The following is a 14,537-nucleotide window of genomic DNA, read 5'->3' as shown; positions in this document are numbered from 1 at the left end:
CGGGGCCGGTGCCGCCGGTGCCCCAGCCCGCCCCGATGCCGCCGGCGCCCGAGCCGGTGCCCGCCGAGGGGGAGTGGCGCCGCCAGGACCTGCGCATGCTGCTCGTGCACCCGGTCAAGCTGGTCGGCTCCCTGCTGCCGGTGCTGCTCGTGCTGCTGTTCACCCGCAGCGGGGACCCCGGCTTCCAGGTGTTCTCGGCCGTCGGCGGTGCCGTCCTGGCCGTGGTGGTCACGCTGGTGCAGTGGTTCACGCTCGCCTACCGGGTGGACGGCGAGACCGTGCAGGTGCGCCAGGGGTGGCTCAACCGACGCACCAAGACGGCCCGCCTGGAGCGGGTGCGCACCATCGACGTCGAGGGCAACCTGCTCATGCGGCTGCTCGACCTGCGCACCATGAAGATCGGCACCGGTGTGGACGACGACCAGGTGGAGCTCGAGGGCCTGCGCACCGCCGACGCCCAGGCGCTGCGCGAGAACCTGCTGCGCCGCACCCGCCGCGTGCAGGCCGCCCAGGGGGTGGACGCGCTCGACCCCTCCGAGGCCGAGCGTGGCGTCAGCGCCCCCGGCGCCGGGGTGGAGAGCGGCGTCGAGGAGGCCGTGCAGCCGGTCGCGGACGACATGCCCGAGCAGGTGCTCGCCACGTGGGACCCCCGGTGGCTGCGCTTCGGCCCGCTGGGGGCGAGTGGCCTGTTCGTGGCCGCGGCGGTCGTCGGTTTCGGCGGCCAGTTCTTCGACGACATCGCCGACTCCGCGGTGGGGCGACGCATCGGTGGCGAGGTGGTGCACGCCGTGGAGAGCCTCGGCCTGGTGCACACCGTCGTGCTGCTGGTGGTGGCCGGTGTGGTGCTCTCGCTGCTCACCTCGACGGTGGCCTACCTGCTGGGCTGGTGGGGGCTGCGCGTCACCCGCACCGCGCAGGGCACCCTGCACGTCACCCGCGGCCTGACCACCACCCGCTCGGCCACGCTCGAGGAGCGCAAGGTGCGCGGCGTCGTGGTCACCGAGCCGTGGCAGCAGCGCTGGCAGCGCGGCGCCTCGGCCGAGGCGGTGGTGACCGGTGCCGAGGACGGCTCCGTGGACCTGCTGCCCACCGTGCCGCGCTCCGAGGCCCGGGCGCTGGCGGCCGACGTGCTCGGCAGCGGCGAGCCCAAGACGGTGCCGGCCGACCTGTTCGAGCGGCCGCTGGTCTCCCACGGGCCGAAGGCGCTGCGGCGCATGGCCGTCGGGGCGCTCGTGACCACCTTCTGGGTCGGTCTGGTGCCGGTGCTCGGCGGCATCGCGGTGCTGCGGCACTTCGCCGTGGGCGACCCGCTCGGCTGGACGGGTGCCTCGGCGTGGACCTGGCTGCTGGGGTGGACCGCGCTCATGGCGGTGCTCAACCTGGCCCCGGTGTGGCCGGCCTGGCGCTCGCTGGGGCACGCGGTGACCGACCGGCACCTGCTGGTGCGGCAGGGCGCACTCCTGCGGCGGCACCTGGCCCTGGAGTGCGAGGGCGTGCTCAGCTGGACGGTGGAGCAGTCCTTCTTCCAGCGGCGCCTGGGGCTGTGCACGGCGGTGGCCACGGTGGCCGGCGGCGACGAGTCCTACCGCGTGCCCAACCTGCCGCTGCCCGACGCGGTGGCGATGATGCGCGCGGTCTCCCCGGAGCTCGTGGGGCAGTTCTCCCGCCCCGCCTGACGGGCCCCATCGCGCGGGGGTGGGCGCTGTGCGGATGCGGGCTGCCCGCGCCGGCGAGGACCGCCCCGTGTGGCCGACCGCGGCCCGCCGGACGCGCACCCATCAACACCGGCGGCGTCCGCGATCCTCCGATGCGCGTACCGATGAACCTCCCGACCGTCGGCGTGTCGATGGGTCGGCGTGTCGAAGGATGGGCGTGTCGCGGGTGGGGGTCTTCGTGGGCCAGCCGCACCGGAAAGGTCACCGCGCACGGGAACGGTGGTCGCCGCACGCGACGATTCCCGTGCGGCGACCACCCTTCCCGTGCGGCGCGTGGTTTCGCGTGCGGCGGTGCGATGCCGCGGGCGTGCGGCCGTGCGGCAGGGTGCGGCAGAGCGATGCCGCGGGCGGCTGGCGCAGGCGATGCTGCCCCGGCCGGCCCCCGCGTCAGATCCAGCTGGCGAACCACATGCGGGCTCGCCACGCGGAGTACGGGATCACCTGGGCGGTCCAGATGGGCCAGAAGTACCAGAAGTTCAGCACCACCAGGGCCAGGTAGGCCCCCACCGCGTACTTGCCCCACACGTGCCGCAGCGCCAGCCCGATGACGAAGACCACGGCCAGCACCATGAACGGCTCGAAAGCGATCGAGTAGAACTGGTAGATCGTGCGGTGCTGCACCGGCAGCCAGGGCAGCCACCCCGAGAGCACCCCCACGGCGATGGCGCCGGCCCGCCAGTCGCGCTGCGCGACCCACCAGAACAGCAGCACGAACACCGCGGCGGTGGCCACCCACCAGATGCTCACCGAGCCCACCGAGTTGATGGCCTTGGAGCACTTCTCCACCTCGCACCCGGCCTCGCCGAGCGTCTTGGTCTCGTAGAAGAACGAGGTGGGACGCAGCTGCAGCGGCCAGCTCCACGGGCTGGAGCGGTACGTGTGGTCGCTGGTCAGCCCGACGTGGAACTCGTACATCTTGGCGTGGTACTCCCACAACGCGCGCAGCGGGCCGGGCAGCCAGGTGACCCCCTCACCGGGGTGCTCGGTGGCCCACTGGCGCATGTACCCGTCGGTGCTGCGGAACCAGCCCACCCACGAGGCGAGGTAGGCCGCCAGGGCCGCCCCGCAGTAGGTGACGAACGCCTGTGGCCCGTCCCGGAGCACTGCCCCGGCGCTCCACGGCCGGGAGACGCCCGCCCGCTGCCGGGCCGTGCAGTCCCACAGCACGGTGAGCAGCCCGAAGGCCATGAGCGGGTACAGCCCGGACAACTTGACGCCCGCGGCCAGCCCCAGGCTGATGCCGGCCGCCCATCGCCACGGGCGCAGCCCCAGCCACGGGCCGTAGGTCATGCCCACCGCGGGCCGGCGGAGATTCCACCGCCAGGCGTCCCCGCCGTGCAGCGCCGCCACCCTCCGGGCCAGCAGGCGCCGCGAGGCGTTGCGGTCCAGCAGCAGGAACCAGAAGCCCACGAGCACGAAGAACATGAGCACCACGTCGAGCAGGCCGGTGCGGCTGTGCACGAAGTGGTGGCCCTCCAGCATCGCCAGGAAGGAGGCGAGCGTGGCGAGCGTGGCCGAGCCGAACATCTCCCACGCCACCCGGCCGATGACGAGGATGGACAGGCTGCCCAGCACCCACACCGAGACGCGCCAGCCGAAGGACGACTCGATGCCGAAGACCACCTCGCCGGCGGCGATCACCCACTTGCCCACCGGCGGGTGCACCACGAAGTCGGCCTTGTCGTCGTAGACCGTCTGCCAGTTGCCTGTGGTGAAGAACTGGTCGGGCTCCTCCATGCCGTCGGGCTTGTCCCGCTCGTAACCCCACTCGGCGAGCGACCACGCCTGCTTGACGTAGTAGGTCTCGTCGAAGACCAGCTGGTGCGGCTCGTCCAGGTGCCACCACCGCATCCACCCGCCCAGCAGCATGCACAGCAGCGGGCCGACCCAGGCCCACCGGGCGATGCGCCGCGCGGTCGCGCCGCGCCGGGCGAGGGGACCGAGGAGGTCCTCGCGGAGCTGCTGCTCGAGATCAGGCGCCGAGGGCGACGGGGTCGCGACGTCACCGGGCGTGGAGGGCATGGCTGGCATCCTAGGTGCGTCCACCGCGGGGCCGATGGGGGCGGCGCCCGGCCCGCGCGCGGGCGCGACCCACGGGGTAGGCAAGCCTCACCCAGCCCGCTCCCAGCCTCTCAGTAGAATCCGCCCCGTGGCACTTGACAACGCGGCTCCGACGAAGCGGTCGGCCACCACCACGACGATCTGGAACAAGATCCTCATGGCGGTCTCCGGCCTCCTGTTCATCCTCTTCGTGCTCGGGCACATGCTCGGCAACCTGAAGATCCTCCAGTCCCACGAGGCGTTCGACACCTACGCGCACCACCTGCGCACCATGGGTGAGCCGATCCTGCCCTACGAGGGTGCGCTGTGGATCGTGCGTCTCGTCCTGCTGGCCGCGGTGCTGGCGCACGTCGTGCTGGCGGTCAAGCTGTGGGGCCGCGCCAAGAAGGGCCGCAGCGTCGGCTACGCGATGAAGAAGTCGCTCACCTCGAGCCTCGCCTCGCGCACCATGCGCTGGGGTGGCATCGCGCTGCTGCTGTTCGTGGTCTTCCACATCCTGCACTTCACCACCAAGACCATCCACCCGCAGGGCGAGCTGGCCAGCCCCGCCGCCAACTACGTGGAGTCCTTCGAGATCTGGTGGGTGCTGCTCATCTACGTGCTGGCGATGGCCGCCCTGGGCATGCACATATTCCACGGGTTCTTCTCCGCGATGCAGACGCTCGGCCTGACCAAGACCAAGAACATCCCGATGCTGCGCACCATCGGCGCCGTGCTCGCCGCCCTCGTGGTGGTCGGCTTCCTGGTGCCGCCGTTCGCGGTGTTCCTCGACCTCGTCAACTGACCGCCCCAGGAGGAGCAGACTCATGGCAACACTCTTCGGTGACAACGCCCCCTGGAAGCGCAAGAAGGACGACGCCTTCGACGCCGACGGCGACGCCCAGCGCGGCACCGCCCAGGGCGACGCCCCGGCGGACACCCGCCCGGTGAACAAGTCCGGTGAGCACACCAACGACCCGTGGGTGCTCGGTGACCCGATCGCCGACACGAAGGCCCCCGGTGGCCCCATCGAGACGATGTGGCAGCGCCGCCAGTTCGAGACCGCGCTGGTGAACCCGGCCAACCGCCGCAAGATCAACGTCATCATCGTGGGCACCGGCCTGGCCGGCGCCGCCGCGGGCGCCACCCTCGGTGAGGCCGGCTACAACGTGAAGTCCTTCTGCTACCAGGACTCGCCGCGCCGTGCGCACTCGATCGCCGCGCAGGGTGGCATCAACGCCGCCAAGAACTACAAGAACGACAACGACTCGGTCTACCGCCTGTTCTACGACACGGTGAAGGGTGGCGACTACCGCTCCCGCGAGACCAACGTGTACCGCCTGGCTGAGGTGTCCGCGAACATCATCGACCAGTGCGTGGCGCAGGGTGTGCCCTTCGCCCGCGAGTACGGCGGTCTGCTCGACAACCGCTCGTTCGGTGGCGTGCAGGTGCAGCGCACCTTCTACGCCCGCGGCCAGACGGGTCAGCAGCTGCTCATCGGCGCCTACCAGGCGCTGGAGCGCCAGATCGGCGCCGGCACCGTGGAGATGTTCAACGCCCACGAGATGCTCGAGCTCGTCGTGGTGGAGGGCAAGGCGCGCGGCATCATCGCCCGCAACCTGCGCACCGGTGAGATCGAGACGCACATGGCCGACGCGGTGGTGCTGGCCACCGGCGGCTACGGCAACGTCTTCTTCCTCTCCACCAACGCGATGGGGTCCAACGTCACCGCCGCGTGGCGTGCGCACCGCAAGGGCGCCTACTTCGGCAACCCCTGCTACACGCAGATCCACCCCACCTGCATCCCGCAGCACGGCGACAAGCAGTCCAAGCTGACGCTGATGTCGGAGTCCCTGCGCAACGACGGCCGCATCTGGGTCCCCAAGGACGCCGCCGACTGCGACAAGGACCCCCGCGAGATCCCGGAGGAGGCGCGCGACTACTACCTGGAGCGCATCTACCCGGCGTTCGGAAACCTGGTGCCCCGCGACATCGCCTCGCGCCAGGCCAAGAACATGTGCGACGAGGGCCGCGGCGTGGGCCCGGCCGTGGCCGAGGTGGACCAGGACGGCCAGGAGCGTCAGGTGCGCCGTGGCGTGTACCTGGACTTCGCGTCGGCCATCGAGCGCATGGGCAAGGACGCGGTGGCCGCCAAGTACGGCAACCTGTTCGACATGTACGAGCGCATCACGGGTGAGAACCCGTACGAGGTGCCGATGCGCATCTACCCGGCCGTGCACTACACGATGGGCGGCCTGTGGGTGGACTACGACCTGCAGTCCACCATCCCGGGCCTGTTCGTGGCCGGTGAGGCGAACTTCTCCGACCACGGCGGCAACCGCCTCGGCGCCTCCGCGCTGATGCAGGGCCTGGCCGACGGCTACTTCGTGCTGCCGAACGTCATCAACGACTACCTGGCCAAGGAGGGGCAGTCCAACATCGGCGCGGACCACCCCGAGGCCGTGGCGGCCCGCGAGGCCGTGGACGCCCGTGTGCAGCAGCTGCTCTCCATCAACGGCACCCGCACGGTGGACTCCATCCACCGCGAGCTGGGCTCCATCATGTGGGAGTACTGCGGCATGGAGCGCACCGACGCCGGTCTGCGCACCGCCATCGAGAAGATCCGGGCGCTCCGCGAGGAGTTCTGGACCAACGTCAAGGTGCCCGGCGCGGCCGCCACCCTCAACCAGTCGCTGGAGAAGGCCGGCCGCGTGGCCGACTTCCTGGAGCTGGGTGAGCTCATGTGCATCGACGCCCTGCACCGTCGCGAGTCGGCCGGTGGCCACTTCCGCGCCGAGTCGCAGACCGAGGACGGCGAGGCCCTGCGCCACGACGACGAGTTCGCCTACGTGGCGGCCTGGGAGTTCACCGGTACCGGTGAGCGTCCGGTGCTGCACAAGGAGGACCTCGTGTACAACGCCATCGAGATGAAGCAGCGGAGCTACAAGTGAAGATCACTCTCAAGATCTGGCGCCAGGCCGGCGCCGGCGACAAGGGCCAGTTCGCCACCTACCAGGTGGACGGCATCACCGAGGACATGTCCTTCCTGGAGATGCTCGACGTGCTCAACGAGGAGCTCACGGAGGCCGGCGAGCAGCCGGTGGCCTTCGAGTCCGACTGCCGCGAGGGCATCTGCGGTGCGTGCGGCTTCATGGTCAACGGCATCGCCCACGGCCCGGAGCGCACCACCCTGTGCCAGCTGCACATGCGTTCCTTCAAGGACGGCGACACCCTCACCCTGGAGCCGTTCCGTGCGGACGCGTTCCCGGTGGTGCAGGACCTCGTGGTGGACCGCAGCGCCTACGACCGCATCATCGGTTCCGGTGGCTACATCTCCGTGAACACCGGTGCCGCGGTGGACGCCAACACCCACCCGGTGCGCAAGGAGGACGCCGACCGCGCGTTCGACGCCGCCACCTGCATCGGCTGTGGTGCCTGTGCGGCGGCCTGCCCGAACGCGGCCGGCATGCTCTTCCTGGGCGCCAAGGTGACCCACCTGGGCCTGCTGCCGCAGGGTCAGGTGGAGCGTGACTCGCGCGTGGTCAACATGGTGAACCAGCACGACGAGGAGGGCTTCGGCGGCTGCACCAACATCGGTGAGTGCGCGGCGGTCTGCCCCAAGGGCATCCCGCTGGACGTCATCAGCCAGCTGAACAAGGACCTGCGCAAGGCCCTCTGACCCGATACCGCGGTAGGGCCACGCGCCCACCCACGCTGCTCACGCGCCGCCCGCCAGCACCTGCTGACGGGCGCGCGGCGTGTCTGTGGGGGCAGGGTTAGGACGCGTTGGCGTTGCTCCGGAGGTCCTTGACGGCTACCGGCTCGAGTTCCGCGAACTGCTCCCAGGTGGCCTCGCCCAGGTCGGTGCACTCCGCGGTGACCGGCCGCCCGTCCCGGGTTCCGAAGGCGGTGTGGTCCACGATGCGGGTCAGCGCGGTGCCGCCCGATGCGGGGGCCGGCTCGAAGGTGACGCCGCCAAAGCCGAGCCCGCCCGGGCTGGGCGGTGCGGCGGCGGCCTCATCGGCCTGCGCGAGCTGGTCCAGGCACGTGGCGGCGGCGCGGCGGGCCTCGTCGGAGGCGTCCCACTCGGGGTTCGGCCGGCCGGAGAACACGTCGGCCGTCGCTCGGAAGGGGGAGGTCGTGGCACCCGTCTGCGGTTCCTCTCCGCACCCGGCCAGGGTCAGGAGCAGGGCGGCAGACATCGGAACGAGACGCTGTATACGGGTCACTGGGGGCCCTCCTTGGGGAGAGGCGACCGGTCATCGGCGCGGAGTGCAAGATCTAGCAGGAAATCGTCCAGCGTGGCGGGCGTGGATCCACTGCTTGTGGCGAGCTTTGCGATGGGGGTGCTGGTGGCATGCGCAGTGTGCGACGCAAGAGCCAATCCCGGCGCGAGGCCAAGGAGGAAGAGTCTACGACTCATGGTGGCCGAGGGCATGGAATCTCCTTGGTTCACTTGACGAAGACGGTCGTGGGGGGAGTACATGGTTCCGCACCAGAGGGTGTAGTCCCATCGTTTGGAGTGGTACGGGGAGCTGATGTGATTCCCCCCGGAGTCGGTGTTCTGGGGGTAGTATCCTCCGCGCTTGTGTGACCAGGGTTTGCTGACGCTGATCCACTTATGAGGGGCAGTGCGGCGCCAGAAATGGTAGTCAACTCCGGGCCAGATGGCTGCGGCGACATAGAGCGATCGGGAACTGCATGTGGTCTTCCATCCATCAGCCATCATGGACTCGCGCAGTGCCTGCTTCTGTTGGGAAAGGGTTCGGGTTCTTCCCCAGAAATCTGTGAACCGGAAGTGCTTCCCCGAAGCTCGCCCAGGGTGGGCAAACGTTCCTGTTCGCCAGTTCGCGGCATAGTTGTAGCAGTTGTTCTTCGAGGTGTGGACTCCTCCCCAGAACTTGAAGTCGACAGAGCTTGTGAGGTGGTACCCGCAGCCCGCCAAAGTCTCACTGCCGGCGTCCGGGGTGTCGGGGTCGGTGGTGCTCGTTGCGGGCTCAGCACTCCCTTCGATGGCAAGTGCTGCGGCATCCACAGCCAGTGCGTTGATCTCTGCTCTTTGGGCTCCGCGGAGAAGCAGCTCTTGCAGGGTGTCGGGGTTGGCGTGGCCCTCGCCCAGGCGGAACGCAACTGGGTTGGCCCCCAGGCCGCTACGATAAGACTCTTGGGAGTCCATGTGGATGATGAAGCCCTTGTATCCGAGTCGATCTGAAGACTCGCTGAGTGGGCGCACTTCCGTCTGGTCGTTCTTGATCTGGCGGATGAGGCTGGCCGTCTCTGTGGTATTGAGATCCCAGACTGGGTTTGGCAGCCCCCGAGAAGATGCCCAGTTCAATGCGGGCCATGATCCCCCTTGGTTTGAGTGTGAGAAGGGTCACGCTACCTCGCGTGGTCCTCGGTGTCCACTGGGGCGTCCCCATTAAGGGTGTTAAGTCGAAACCTATTGGGGTGGAGTGATTATCGGGTTGGGGGTAGGGGCTGCCCGCAGTCGGCGCGCACTGGCCGGATGAGATCTGGATGCAGACCCGGGCGGTCCGAGTGGCCATCTGGGCAAGCGGTCACTCTCGCCTCGGTAGTGGCTGCGCGGGTGGGAGGATGGGGGCATGTGCCGCAACATCCGGACCCTGCACAACTTCGAGCCCCCGGCCACCGCCGAGGAGGTCGAGGCCGCCGCCCTGCAGTACGTCCGCAAGATCGCTGGCACGCGCACCCCGTCGCAGGCCAACACCGAGGCCTTCGACCAGGCGGTGGAGGAGATCACGGCAGCCACCCAGCGCCTGCTGGACGGACTGACCACCTCGGCGCCGCCGAAGGACCGCGAGGAGGAGGCAGCCAAGGCCCGGGCGCGTGCCCAGAAACGTTACGGTGCAGGCTGACCCGGACCACCACGGAGGGAACGCATGACCACCGCAGCACCGCTCGAGGGCCGCATCTGGCAGCGTTACGTCGCGCTGGGTGACTCGTTCACCGAGGGCCTGGTGGACCCCACCGACGACGACCCCGACAAGCACCACGGCTGGGCCGACCGCTTGGCCGCCCGTCTCGCCCTGCGCAACGCCGCCCTGGTGGACGAGGCCGGCGAGCCCGCCCCGGTGCCCTTCGGGTACGCCAACCTGGCCATCCGGGGGCGCCTCATCGGGCAGGTCACCGGGGAGCAGCTCGAGGAGGGCCTGACGCTCACCCCGGACCTGGTGAGCCTCAACGCTGGCGGCAACGACTACCTGCGCCCGCGCGTGGACCGCGACGCGGTGGTGGACCAGCTGGAGGACGCGGTGGTCCGCATCCGGGAGACCGGGGCCGACGTGCTGCTGGTCACCGCGCCGGACATCAGCCGCACCCCCGTGCTGCGCCGGGCGTCCCCGCGCTTCGCGGAGTTCACGGCCAACGTGTGGGGCATCGCCCAGCGGTACGACTGCTTCGTGGCCGACATCTGGACCCTGCGCTCCCTCCGCGACGCGCGCATGTGGGCGCCGGACCGCATCCACCTCTCCACCGAGGGGCACCGGCGCGTGGCGCAGCAGGCCGCGTGGACGCTCGGTCTGGAGGTGGAGGGTGCCGCCGAGCGGGCCTGGGACGAGCCACTGGCGCCGCTGCCGCCGCTGACCCGGTGGGAGACGCTCCAGGCCAACCGCGAGTGGGCGGGGCTGCACCTGCGCCCGTGGATCCAGCGGCGCCTGACCGGTCGTTCCTCGGGCGACGGGCGGATGCCCAAGCGGCCCACCGTGGCGCAGGTGGACGTGGATCGCCTGCGCGAGCACGTGGACCGCATCTGAGCGCGCCGCGCGGGGTGCGAGGGCCCCTCCCCGGAGTGACGGGCCGCGTCAGTCCGATGCGGTGAGCCCCGGCGCCACGAGCGTGGCCAGCAGCACCTGCTCGGCGCCGCGGGGGTCGTCCAGGGTGCTGCCAAACAGGTCGCGCAGCTGGTTCATGCGGTAGCGCACCGTCTGCGGGTGCACGCCCAGACGGTCGGCCACCAGCGCACGCTGGCCGCGCAGCAGCATCCACAGCCGCAGGGTCTCCACGAGGCGCTCCCGGGTGGACCCCGGCAGGTCGGCCAGCGGCTCCAGGGCGGTGGCGGCCAGCTCGCGGGCGGCGGCCGCGTCGCCGTGCACCACCATGTGCGGCAGCACGGCCTGCAGGTCCATGGGCCCCTCGGGCACCCCCATCGGGTCCGGCGGCACGGACACCCACCGGCTGGCCAGACGCCAGGTCTCCGGGGCGGCGGCCCGGCCCACCGGGGGCGTCACCAGGCAGTGCACCCCGGCCCGGCGCAGGGTGCGGCGGGCGCGGTCGAGCTCGTCGTCGGTGGGGTCGGGCAGCAGCAGCGTGCTCCACCCGGAGCCCTCCGGGCCCAGCCCCACCTGGTCGAGCACCAGCGTGCGCAGCGGCAGCCGGGAGGTCAGCGCGCCGGTGTCCTCGCTGCGGCAGACCATGAGGCTCACCGTCCGCGGCGAGGTGAGGCCCGCCGCCCGGGCCGCGGCGTCCACCTCGGCCGTGCGGGCCCCACGCACCACGAGCAGCCCCAGGTTGGTGCGGGCCTGGCTGCGCCGCTGGTCGGAGCGCGCGCGCTCCTGGGTGTGGCCCGCCACCGTGGCCGCGGAGAGGTCGTCGATGTAGGTGAAGGTCAGGGCCGCGAAGGTCTGCAGCTCCCGGGCGGCCAGGCCGTGCTCGAGGGCCACGTCGCTGAAGGTCACCCAGCACACGCGCGCCCCCACGCGGTAGGCGGCCAGCACCGCCTCCACGGTGCGCCCGGCGCGGGCCTCCTGGCGGCCCAGCGAACGGGCGCCCAGGACGGTGGCCGAGGTGGGCCCGGTGGGGGCCGCGTCGCCCGGTCCCGGCGCCTCGATGAGGTCCAGGAAGCCGTGCAGCGCCATGGAGACGGCCTCCTTGAGCACCGCGGACCGGCCGTGCCGGAACTCGTCGCGGTAGACCGGCACGTCCTGCACGATGGCGGTGACGCTCTGCTGGGAGGCGGCCTCCACGACGTCGCGCAGGGCGGCCACCAGCTCGGGGGTCCAGAAGGAGGCGGCGGTGCCCGCGGTGAGGGGCTCGATGGGCGCGTCCATGCCCCGCATCGTGCGCTCTTTGTGCGCAGGGGACAAATCCGCGCGGAGATCTCCACGCCGAGCGGGGGTGAATCGTTCACCGGTGCCAGACAGGATGGACGCCATGAGTTCCTCGACCCGCCGGGTCACCCCCCGCCCCGCCTGGGTGGACCGCCTCATCGAGGCCGCCGCCGTGGTGACCACCCCGGTGGTGCCGCACGACTACGTCGACATGGTGGCCCCGCTGCAGTCCCGCGTCTCCCTGGTGGCCCGCGTGGAGCGCGTCCGCCACGACACCGAGCGCACCGTGAGCCTCTGGCTGCGCCCCGGCGTGCTGTGGAAGGCGCACCGCCCCGGCCAGTACGTCCGCATCGGCGTGGACGTGGACGGCGTGCGGCACTGGCGTACCTACAGCCTCACCAGCCGCCCGGCCCCCGCCGGCATCCCCGGTGACGCCGGCCTGCTGCAGATCACGGTCACCCAGGTGCCCGACGGCCTCGTGAGCACCCACCTGGTGCACCGCACGCGGGTCGGCGACCTGCTCCACCTCGACGCCGCCGACGGCGAGTTCACGCTCGACGACCCGCGCCCCGGCAAGATCCTGTTCCTGGGCGCCGGCTCCGGCATCACGCCGATCATGGGGCTGCTGCGCGGCCACAAGTGGCACGGCCCCGACGCGCCGGACGTGGTGGTGGTGCAGTCGGCCCGCACGCCCGCCGAGCGACTGTTCGCCGAGGAGCTGCCCGCCATCGCCGACCGCTTCGGGCTGCGCCTCATCACCCGCCACACGGCCACCGAGGGGCGCTTCGGCCTGGACGAGCTGGACACCGAGGTGCCCGACTGGCGCGAGCGCACCGTGTGGGCCTGCGGCCCGGCCGGGATGCTCGACGACTGCGAGCAGTTCTGGGAGGACGCCGGCCTGCGCCACCAGCTGCTCACCGAGCGCTTCCGCACCGTGGAGATCACCCCCGGCGAGGGCGGCCTGGCCACCTTCGCCACGGGCGGCTCGCAGACCGAGGTGGAGACCGACGGATCCACCACCCTGCTCGATGCGGGCGAGGAGGCCGGGCTGCTGCTGCCCAGCGGGTGCCGCATGGGCATCTGCCACTCCTGCGTCCTGAACCTCACCGAGGGAGCCGTGCGCGACCTGCGCGACGGCTCGCTCACCCTCGCCACCCCCGAGGACCCCGCACTCGTCCAGACCTGCGTCACCACGGCTGCAGGCGACTGCCACCTGGAGGTACCGGCATGACGGCCACTCCTGCACGACGCACCCGCCCCGCATCCGCCCGTCCCGGCCTGGGGGGCTCCCGCCTCTCCCCGGCGGCCTTCAGCGACTCCATGCGCGTGAGCAAGGCGTTCGCCCGGACCCGCCGCGACACCCGCCGCGGGGTCAACCGCATCACCGCCACCGAGTCCCCCGAGCGCCACTGGAAGCCCAAGCGCTCCGGCGGCGACGACCCGGCCGCGCACCTGAGCATCGAGCAGATCGAGGAGATGGGGCGCGAGCTCGACGCCATCCGCCAGCGGGTCATGGACTCCCGCGGGGCGGCCGACGCCGCGTACATCCGCCGCGTCATCGCCACCCAGCGCGCGCTCGACATGGGCGGCCGCCTGGTGCTGATGGTGGGCAGCCGCACCAAGGTGGGCTTCGTGGTGGGCACCGGTGCCCTGGCCGTGGCCAAGATCCTGGAGAACATGGAGATCGGCCACAACATCCTCCACGGGCAGTGGGACTGGATGCGCGACCCGCGGATCCACTCCAGCACCTGGGAGTGGGACCACCCCTCCACCGCCGAGGGCTGGAAGCACTCCCACAACGACCTGCACCACACGTACACCAACGTCATCGGCCGCGACAACGACCTGGGTTTCGGCATCGCCCGCGTGGACCCCGACCAGCCGTGGAAGCCGTGGATGGTGTGGCAGCCGTTGTTCAACGCGGTCAACGCGGTGACCTTCGAGTACTCCATCGCGCTGTACGACCTGGAGCTGGGCCGCTACGCCGGCAAGCCGCTGAAGGCGTGGAAGCCCGCCGTGCCCGGCCTGTTGGGCGTGGGCAAGAAGGTGGCCCGGCAGGTGGCCAAGGACTACGTGGTCACCCCGGCGCTGAGCGGACCGAACTGGAAGTCGACGTTGGCCGCCACGTGGACGGCCAACCTCACCCGCAACCTGTGGAGCAACGCGGTGATCCTGTGCGGTCACTTCCCCGAGGGCGTGCAGACCTTCAGCCGCGCCTCGACCGTGGGGGAGACCCGCGGCGAGTGGTACCTGCGCCAGATGCTGGGTTCGGCCAACATCTCGGGTTCGCCGCTCATGCACATCATGACCGGCAACCTCAGCCACCAGATCGAGCACCACTGCTTCCCGGACCTGCCGAGCAACCGGTACGCCGAGATCTCGGTGGAGATGCGCGACGTGTTCGACCGGTACGGGTTCGCCTACGTCTCCGGGCCGCTGCCGGTGCAGCTGGCCAGCGCGTGGGGCAAGATCTTCCGCTACGCGCTGCCCAACGGGGCGTGGGGGCAGCTGCGCCGCGACCCGGTGGGCTCGGTGGCCACCGGCGCGCAGTGGGCCGTGCGGCAGCTGCTCGGCGGCTCGCGGAAGAAGGCTGCGCGGAAGAGCGCGCTGCGGAAGAGGGCCCTGCGGGGGAGCGCCGCGGGGAAGGTGGCTGGCGCCGGCGCCTGAGGGCCTGCGCACGCCGCTCTGGCCGGGGGCGTTCGCACGAGGCGGCCCG

At 71.2% G+C, this 14,537-nt stretch carries 11 protein-coding genes; 8 read left to right on the top strand and 3 right to left on the bottom strand.

All coding sequences use genetic code 11. From position 1 onward, the window contains the following. Window positions 1-1,676: PH domain-containing protein (locus HMPREF3099_RS03525; RefSeq protein ID WP_237769728.1), on the top strand; the 1,676-nt coding region annotated here is incomplete at its 5' end. 426 nt (window positions 1,677-2,102) lie between these two features. Here the strand turns inward: HMPREF3099_RS03525 and HMPREF3099_RS03520 are convergent. After that, on the bottom strand, window positions 2,103-3,737 hold the full coding sequence (locus HMPREF3099_RS03520) for a dolichyl-phosphate-mannose--protein mannosyltransferase (RefSeq protein WP_070704007.1): 1,635 nt from the start codon (window positions 3,735-3,737) through the stop codon (window positions 2,103-2,105). Between the two features lie 127 nt (window positions 3,738-3,864). Between HMPREF3099_RS03520 and HMPREF3099_RS03515 the strand changes: the two genes are divergently transcribed. The 3 genes from HMPREF3099_RS03515 (at window position 3,865) to HMPREF3099_RS03505 (ending at window position 7,434) form a co-directional block, all read left to right on the top strand. Continuing rightward, window positions 3,865-4,560: a succinate dehydrogenase cytochrome b subunit gene (locus HMPREF3099_RS03515; protein ID WP_070704004.1), complete on the top strand. Its 696-nt coding sequence runs from the start codon at window positions 3,865-3,867 to the stop codon at window positions 4,558-4,560. Window positions 4,561-4,792: 232 nt separating this feature from the next. Further along, window positions 4,793-6,706, top strand: coding sequence for a fumarate reductase/succinate dehydrogenase flavoprotein subunit (locus HMPREF3099_RS03510; RefSeq protein WP_237769729.1), 1,914 nt, complete (start codon window positions 4,793-4,795; stop codon window positions 6,704-6,706). Then, window positions 6,703-7,434 carry a succinate dehydrogenase/fumarate reductase iron-sulfur subunit gene (locus tag HMPREF3099_RS03505; RefSeq protein ID WP_070704001.1) on the top strand — a complete coding sequence of 244 codons (732 nt, stop codon included), beginning with the start codon at window positions 6,703-6,705 and terminating at the stop codon, window positions 7,432-7,434. The genes HMPREF3099_RS03510 and HMPREF3099_RS03505 overlap by 4 nt, the downstream gene beginning before the upstream one ends. Before the next feature lie 97 nt (window positions 7,435-7,531). Here the strand turns inward: HMPREF3099_RS03505 and HMPREF3099_RS03500 are convergent, their stop codons facing one another. Continuing rightward, window positions 7,532-7,957: a hypothetical protein gene (locus HMPREF3099_RS03500; RefSeq protein ID WP_070703998.1), complete on the bottom strand. Its 426-nt coding sequence runs from the start codon at window positions 7,955-7,957 to the stop codon at window positions 7,532-7,534. Between the two features lie 1,401 nt (window positions 7,958-9,358). Here HMPREF3099_RS03500 and HMPREF3099_RS03495 point away from each other — a divergent pair. Beyond that, the gene (locus tag HMPREF3099_RS03495) at window positions 9,359-9,631 is read left to right on the top strand and encodes a DUF2277 domain-containing protein (RefSeq protein ID WP_070703995.1); all 273 of its coding nucleotides are present in this window, start codon (window positions 9,359-9,361) and stop codon (window positions 9,629-9,631) included. A gap of 24 nt (window positions 9,632-9,655) precedes the next feature. Beyond that, window positions 9,656-10,528, top strand: a complete 873-nt coding sequence (locus HMPREF3099_RS03490) for an SGNH/GDSL hydrolase family protein (RefSeq protein WP_070703992.1) — start codon at window positions 9,656-9,658, stop codon at window positions 10,526-10,528. Window positions 10,529-10,576: 48 nt separating this feature from the next. On the opposite strand, the gene HMPREF3099_RS03485 is transcribed toward HMPREF3099_RS03490, so the two are convergent. Next, the gene (locus HMPREF3099_RS03485) at window positions 10,577-11,821 is read right to left on the bottom strand and encodes a helix-turn-helix domain-containing protein (protein ID WP_070703989.1); all 1,245 of its coding nucleotides are present in this window, start codon (window positions 11,819-11,821) and stop codon (window positions 10,577-10,579) included. Window positions 11,822-11,924: 103 nt separating this feature from the next. Here HMPREF3099_RS03485 and HMPREF3099_RS03480 point away from each other — a divergent pair, with 103 nt between their 5' ends. Both HMPREF3099_RS03480 and HMPREF3099_RS03475 read left to right on the top strand, forming a co-directional pair. Continuing rightward, window positions 11,925-13,052 carry a ferredoxin reductase gene (locus HMPREF3099_RS03480; protein ID WP_070704014.1) on the top strand — a complete coding sequence of 376 codons (1,128 nt, stop codon included), beginning with the start codon at window positions 11,925-11,927 and terminating at the stop codon, window positions 13,050-13,052. Beyond that, entirely contained in the window at window positions 13,049-14,488 is a 1,440-nt protein-coding gene (locus HMPREF3099_RS03475; protein ID WP_202816675.1) for a fatty acid desaturase family protein, read from the top strand. Before HMPREF3099_RS03480 ends, HMPREF3099_RS03475 begins: the two co-directional genes overlap by 4 nt. Window positions 14,489-14,537 lie beyond the last annotated feature (49 nt).

This window comes from Kytococcus sp. HMSC28H12, assembly GCF_001816045.1.
Classification (GTDB): domain Bacteria; phylum Actinomycetota; class Actinomycetes; order Actinomycetales; family Dermatophilaceae; genus Kytococcus; species Kytococcus schroeteri.
The sequence above is the reverse complement of the archived record's forward strand: the minus strand, read 5'-3'. Positions and strand labels throughout refer to the sequence as shown.

Excerpts from the sequence above, each read along its gene's own strand:
- HMPREF3099_RS03495 (WP_070703995.1), top strand. The coding sequence starts at position 9,359 with ATGTGCCGCAACATCCGGACCCTGCACAACTTCGAGCCCCCGGCCACC.
- HMPREF3099_RS03500 (WP_070703998.1), bottom strand. The coding sequence starts at position 7,957 with ATGTCTGCCGCCCTGCTCCTGACCCTGGCCGGGTGCGGAGAGGAACCG.
- HMPREF3099_RS03510 (WP_237769729.1), top strand. The coding sequence starts at position 4,793 with ATGTGGCAGCGCCGCCAGTTCGAGACCGCGCTGGTGAACCCGGCCAAC.
- HMPREF3099_RS03520 (WP_070704007.1), bottom strand. The coding sequence starts at position 3,737 with ATGCCCTCCACGCCCGGTGACGTCGCGACCCCGTCGCCCTCGGCGCCT.
- HMPREF3099_RS03490 (WP_070703992.1), top strand. The coding sequence starts at position 9,656 with ATGACCACCGCAGCACCGCTCGAGGGCCGCATCTGGCAGCGTTACGTC.
- HMPREF3099_RS03480 (WP_070704014.1), top strand. The coding sequence starts at position 11,925 with ATGAGTTCCTCGACCCGCCGGGTCACCCCCCGCCCCGCCTGGGTGGAC.
- HMPREF3099_RS03485 (WP_070703989.1), bottom strand. The coding sequence starts at position 11,821 with ATGGACGCGCCCATCGAGCCCCTCACCGCGGGCACCGCCGCCTCCTTC.
- HMPREF3099_RS03475 (WP_202816675.1), top strand. The coding sequence starts at position 13,049 with ATGACGGCCACTCCTGCACGACGCACCCGCCCCGCATCCGCCCGTCCC.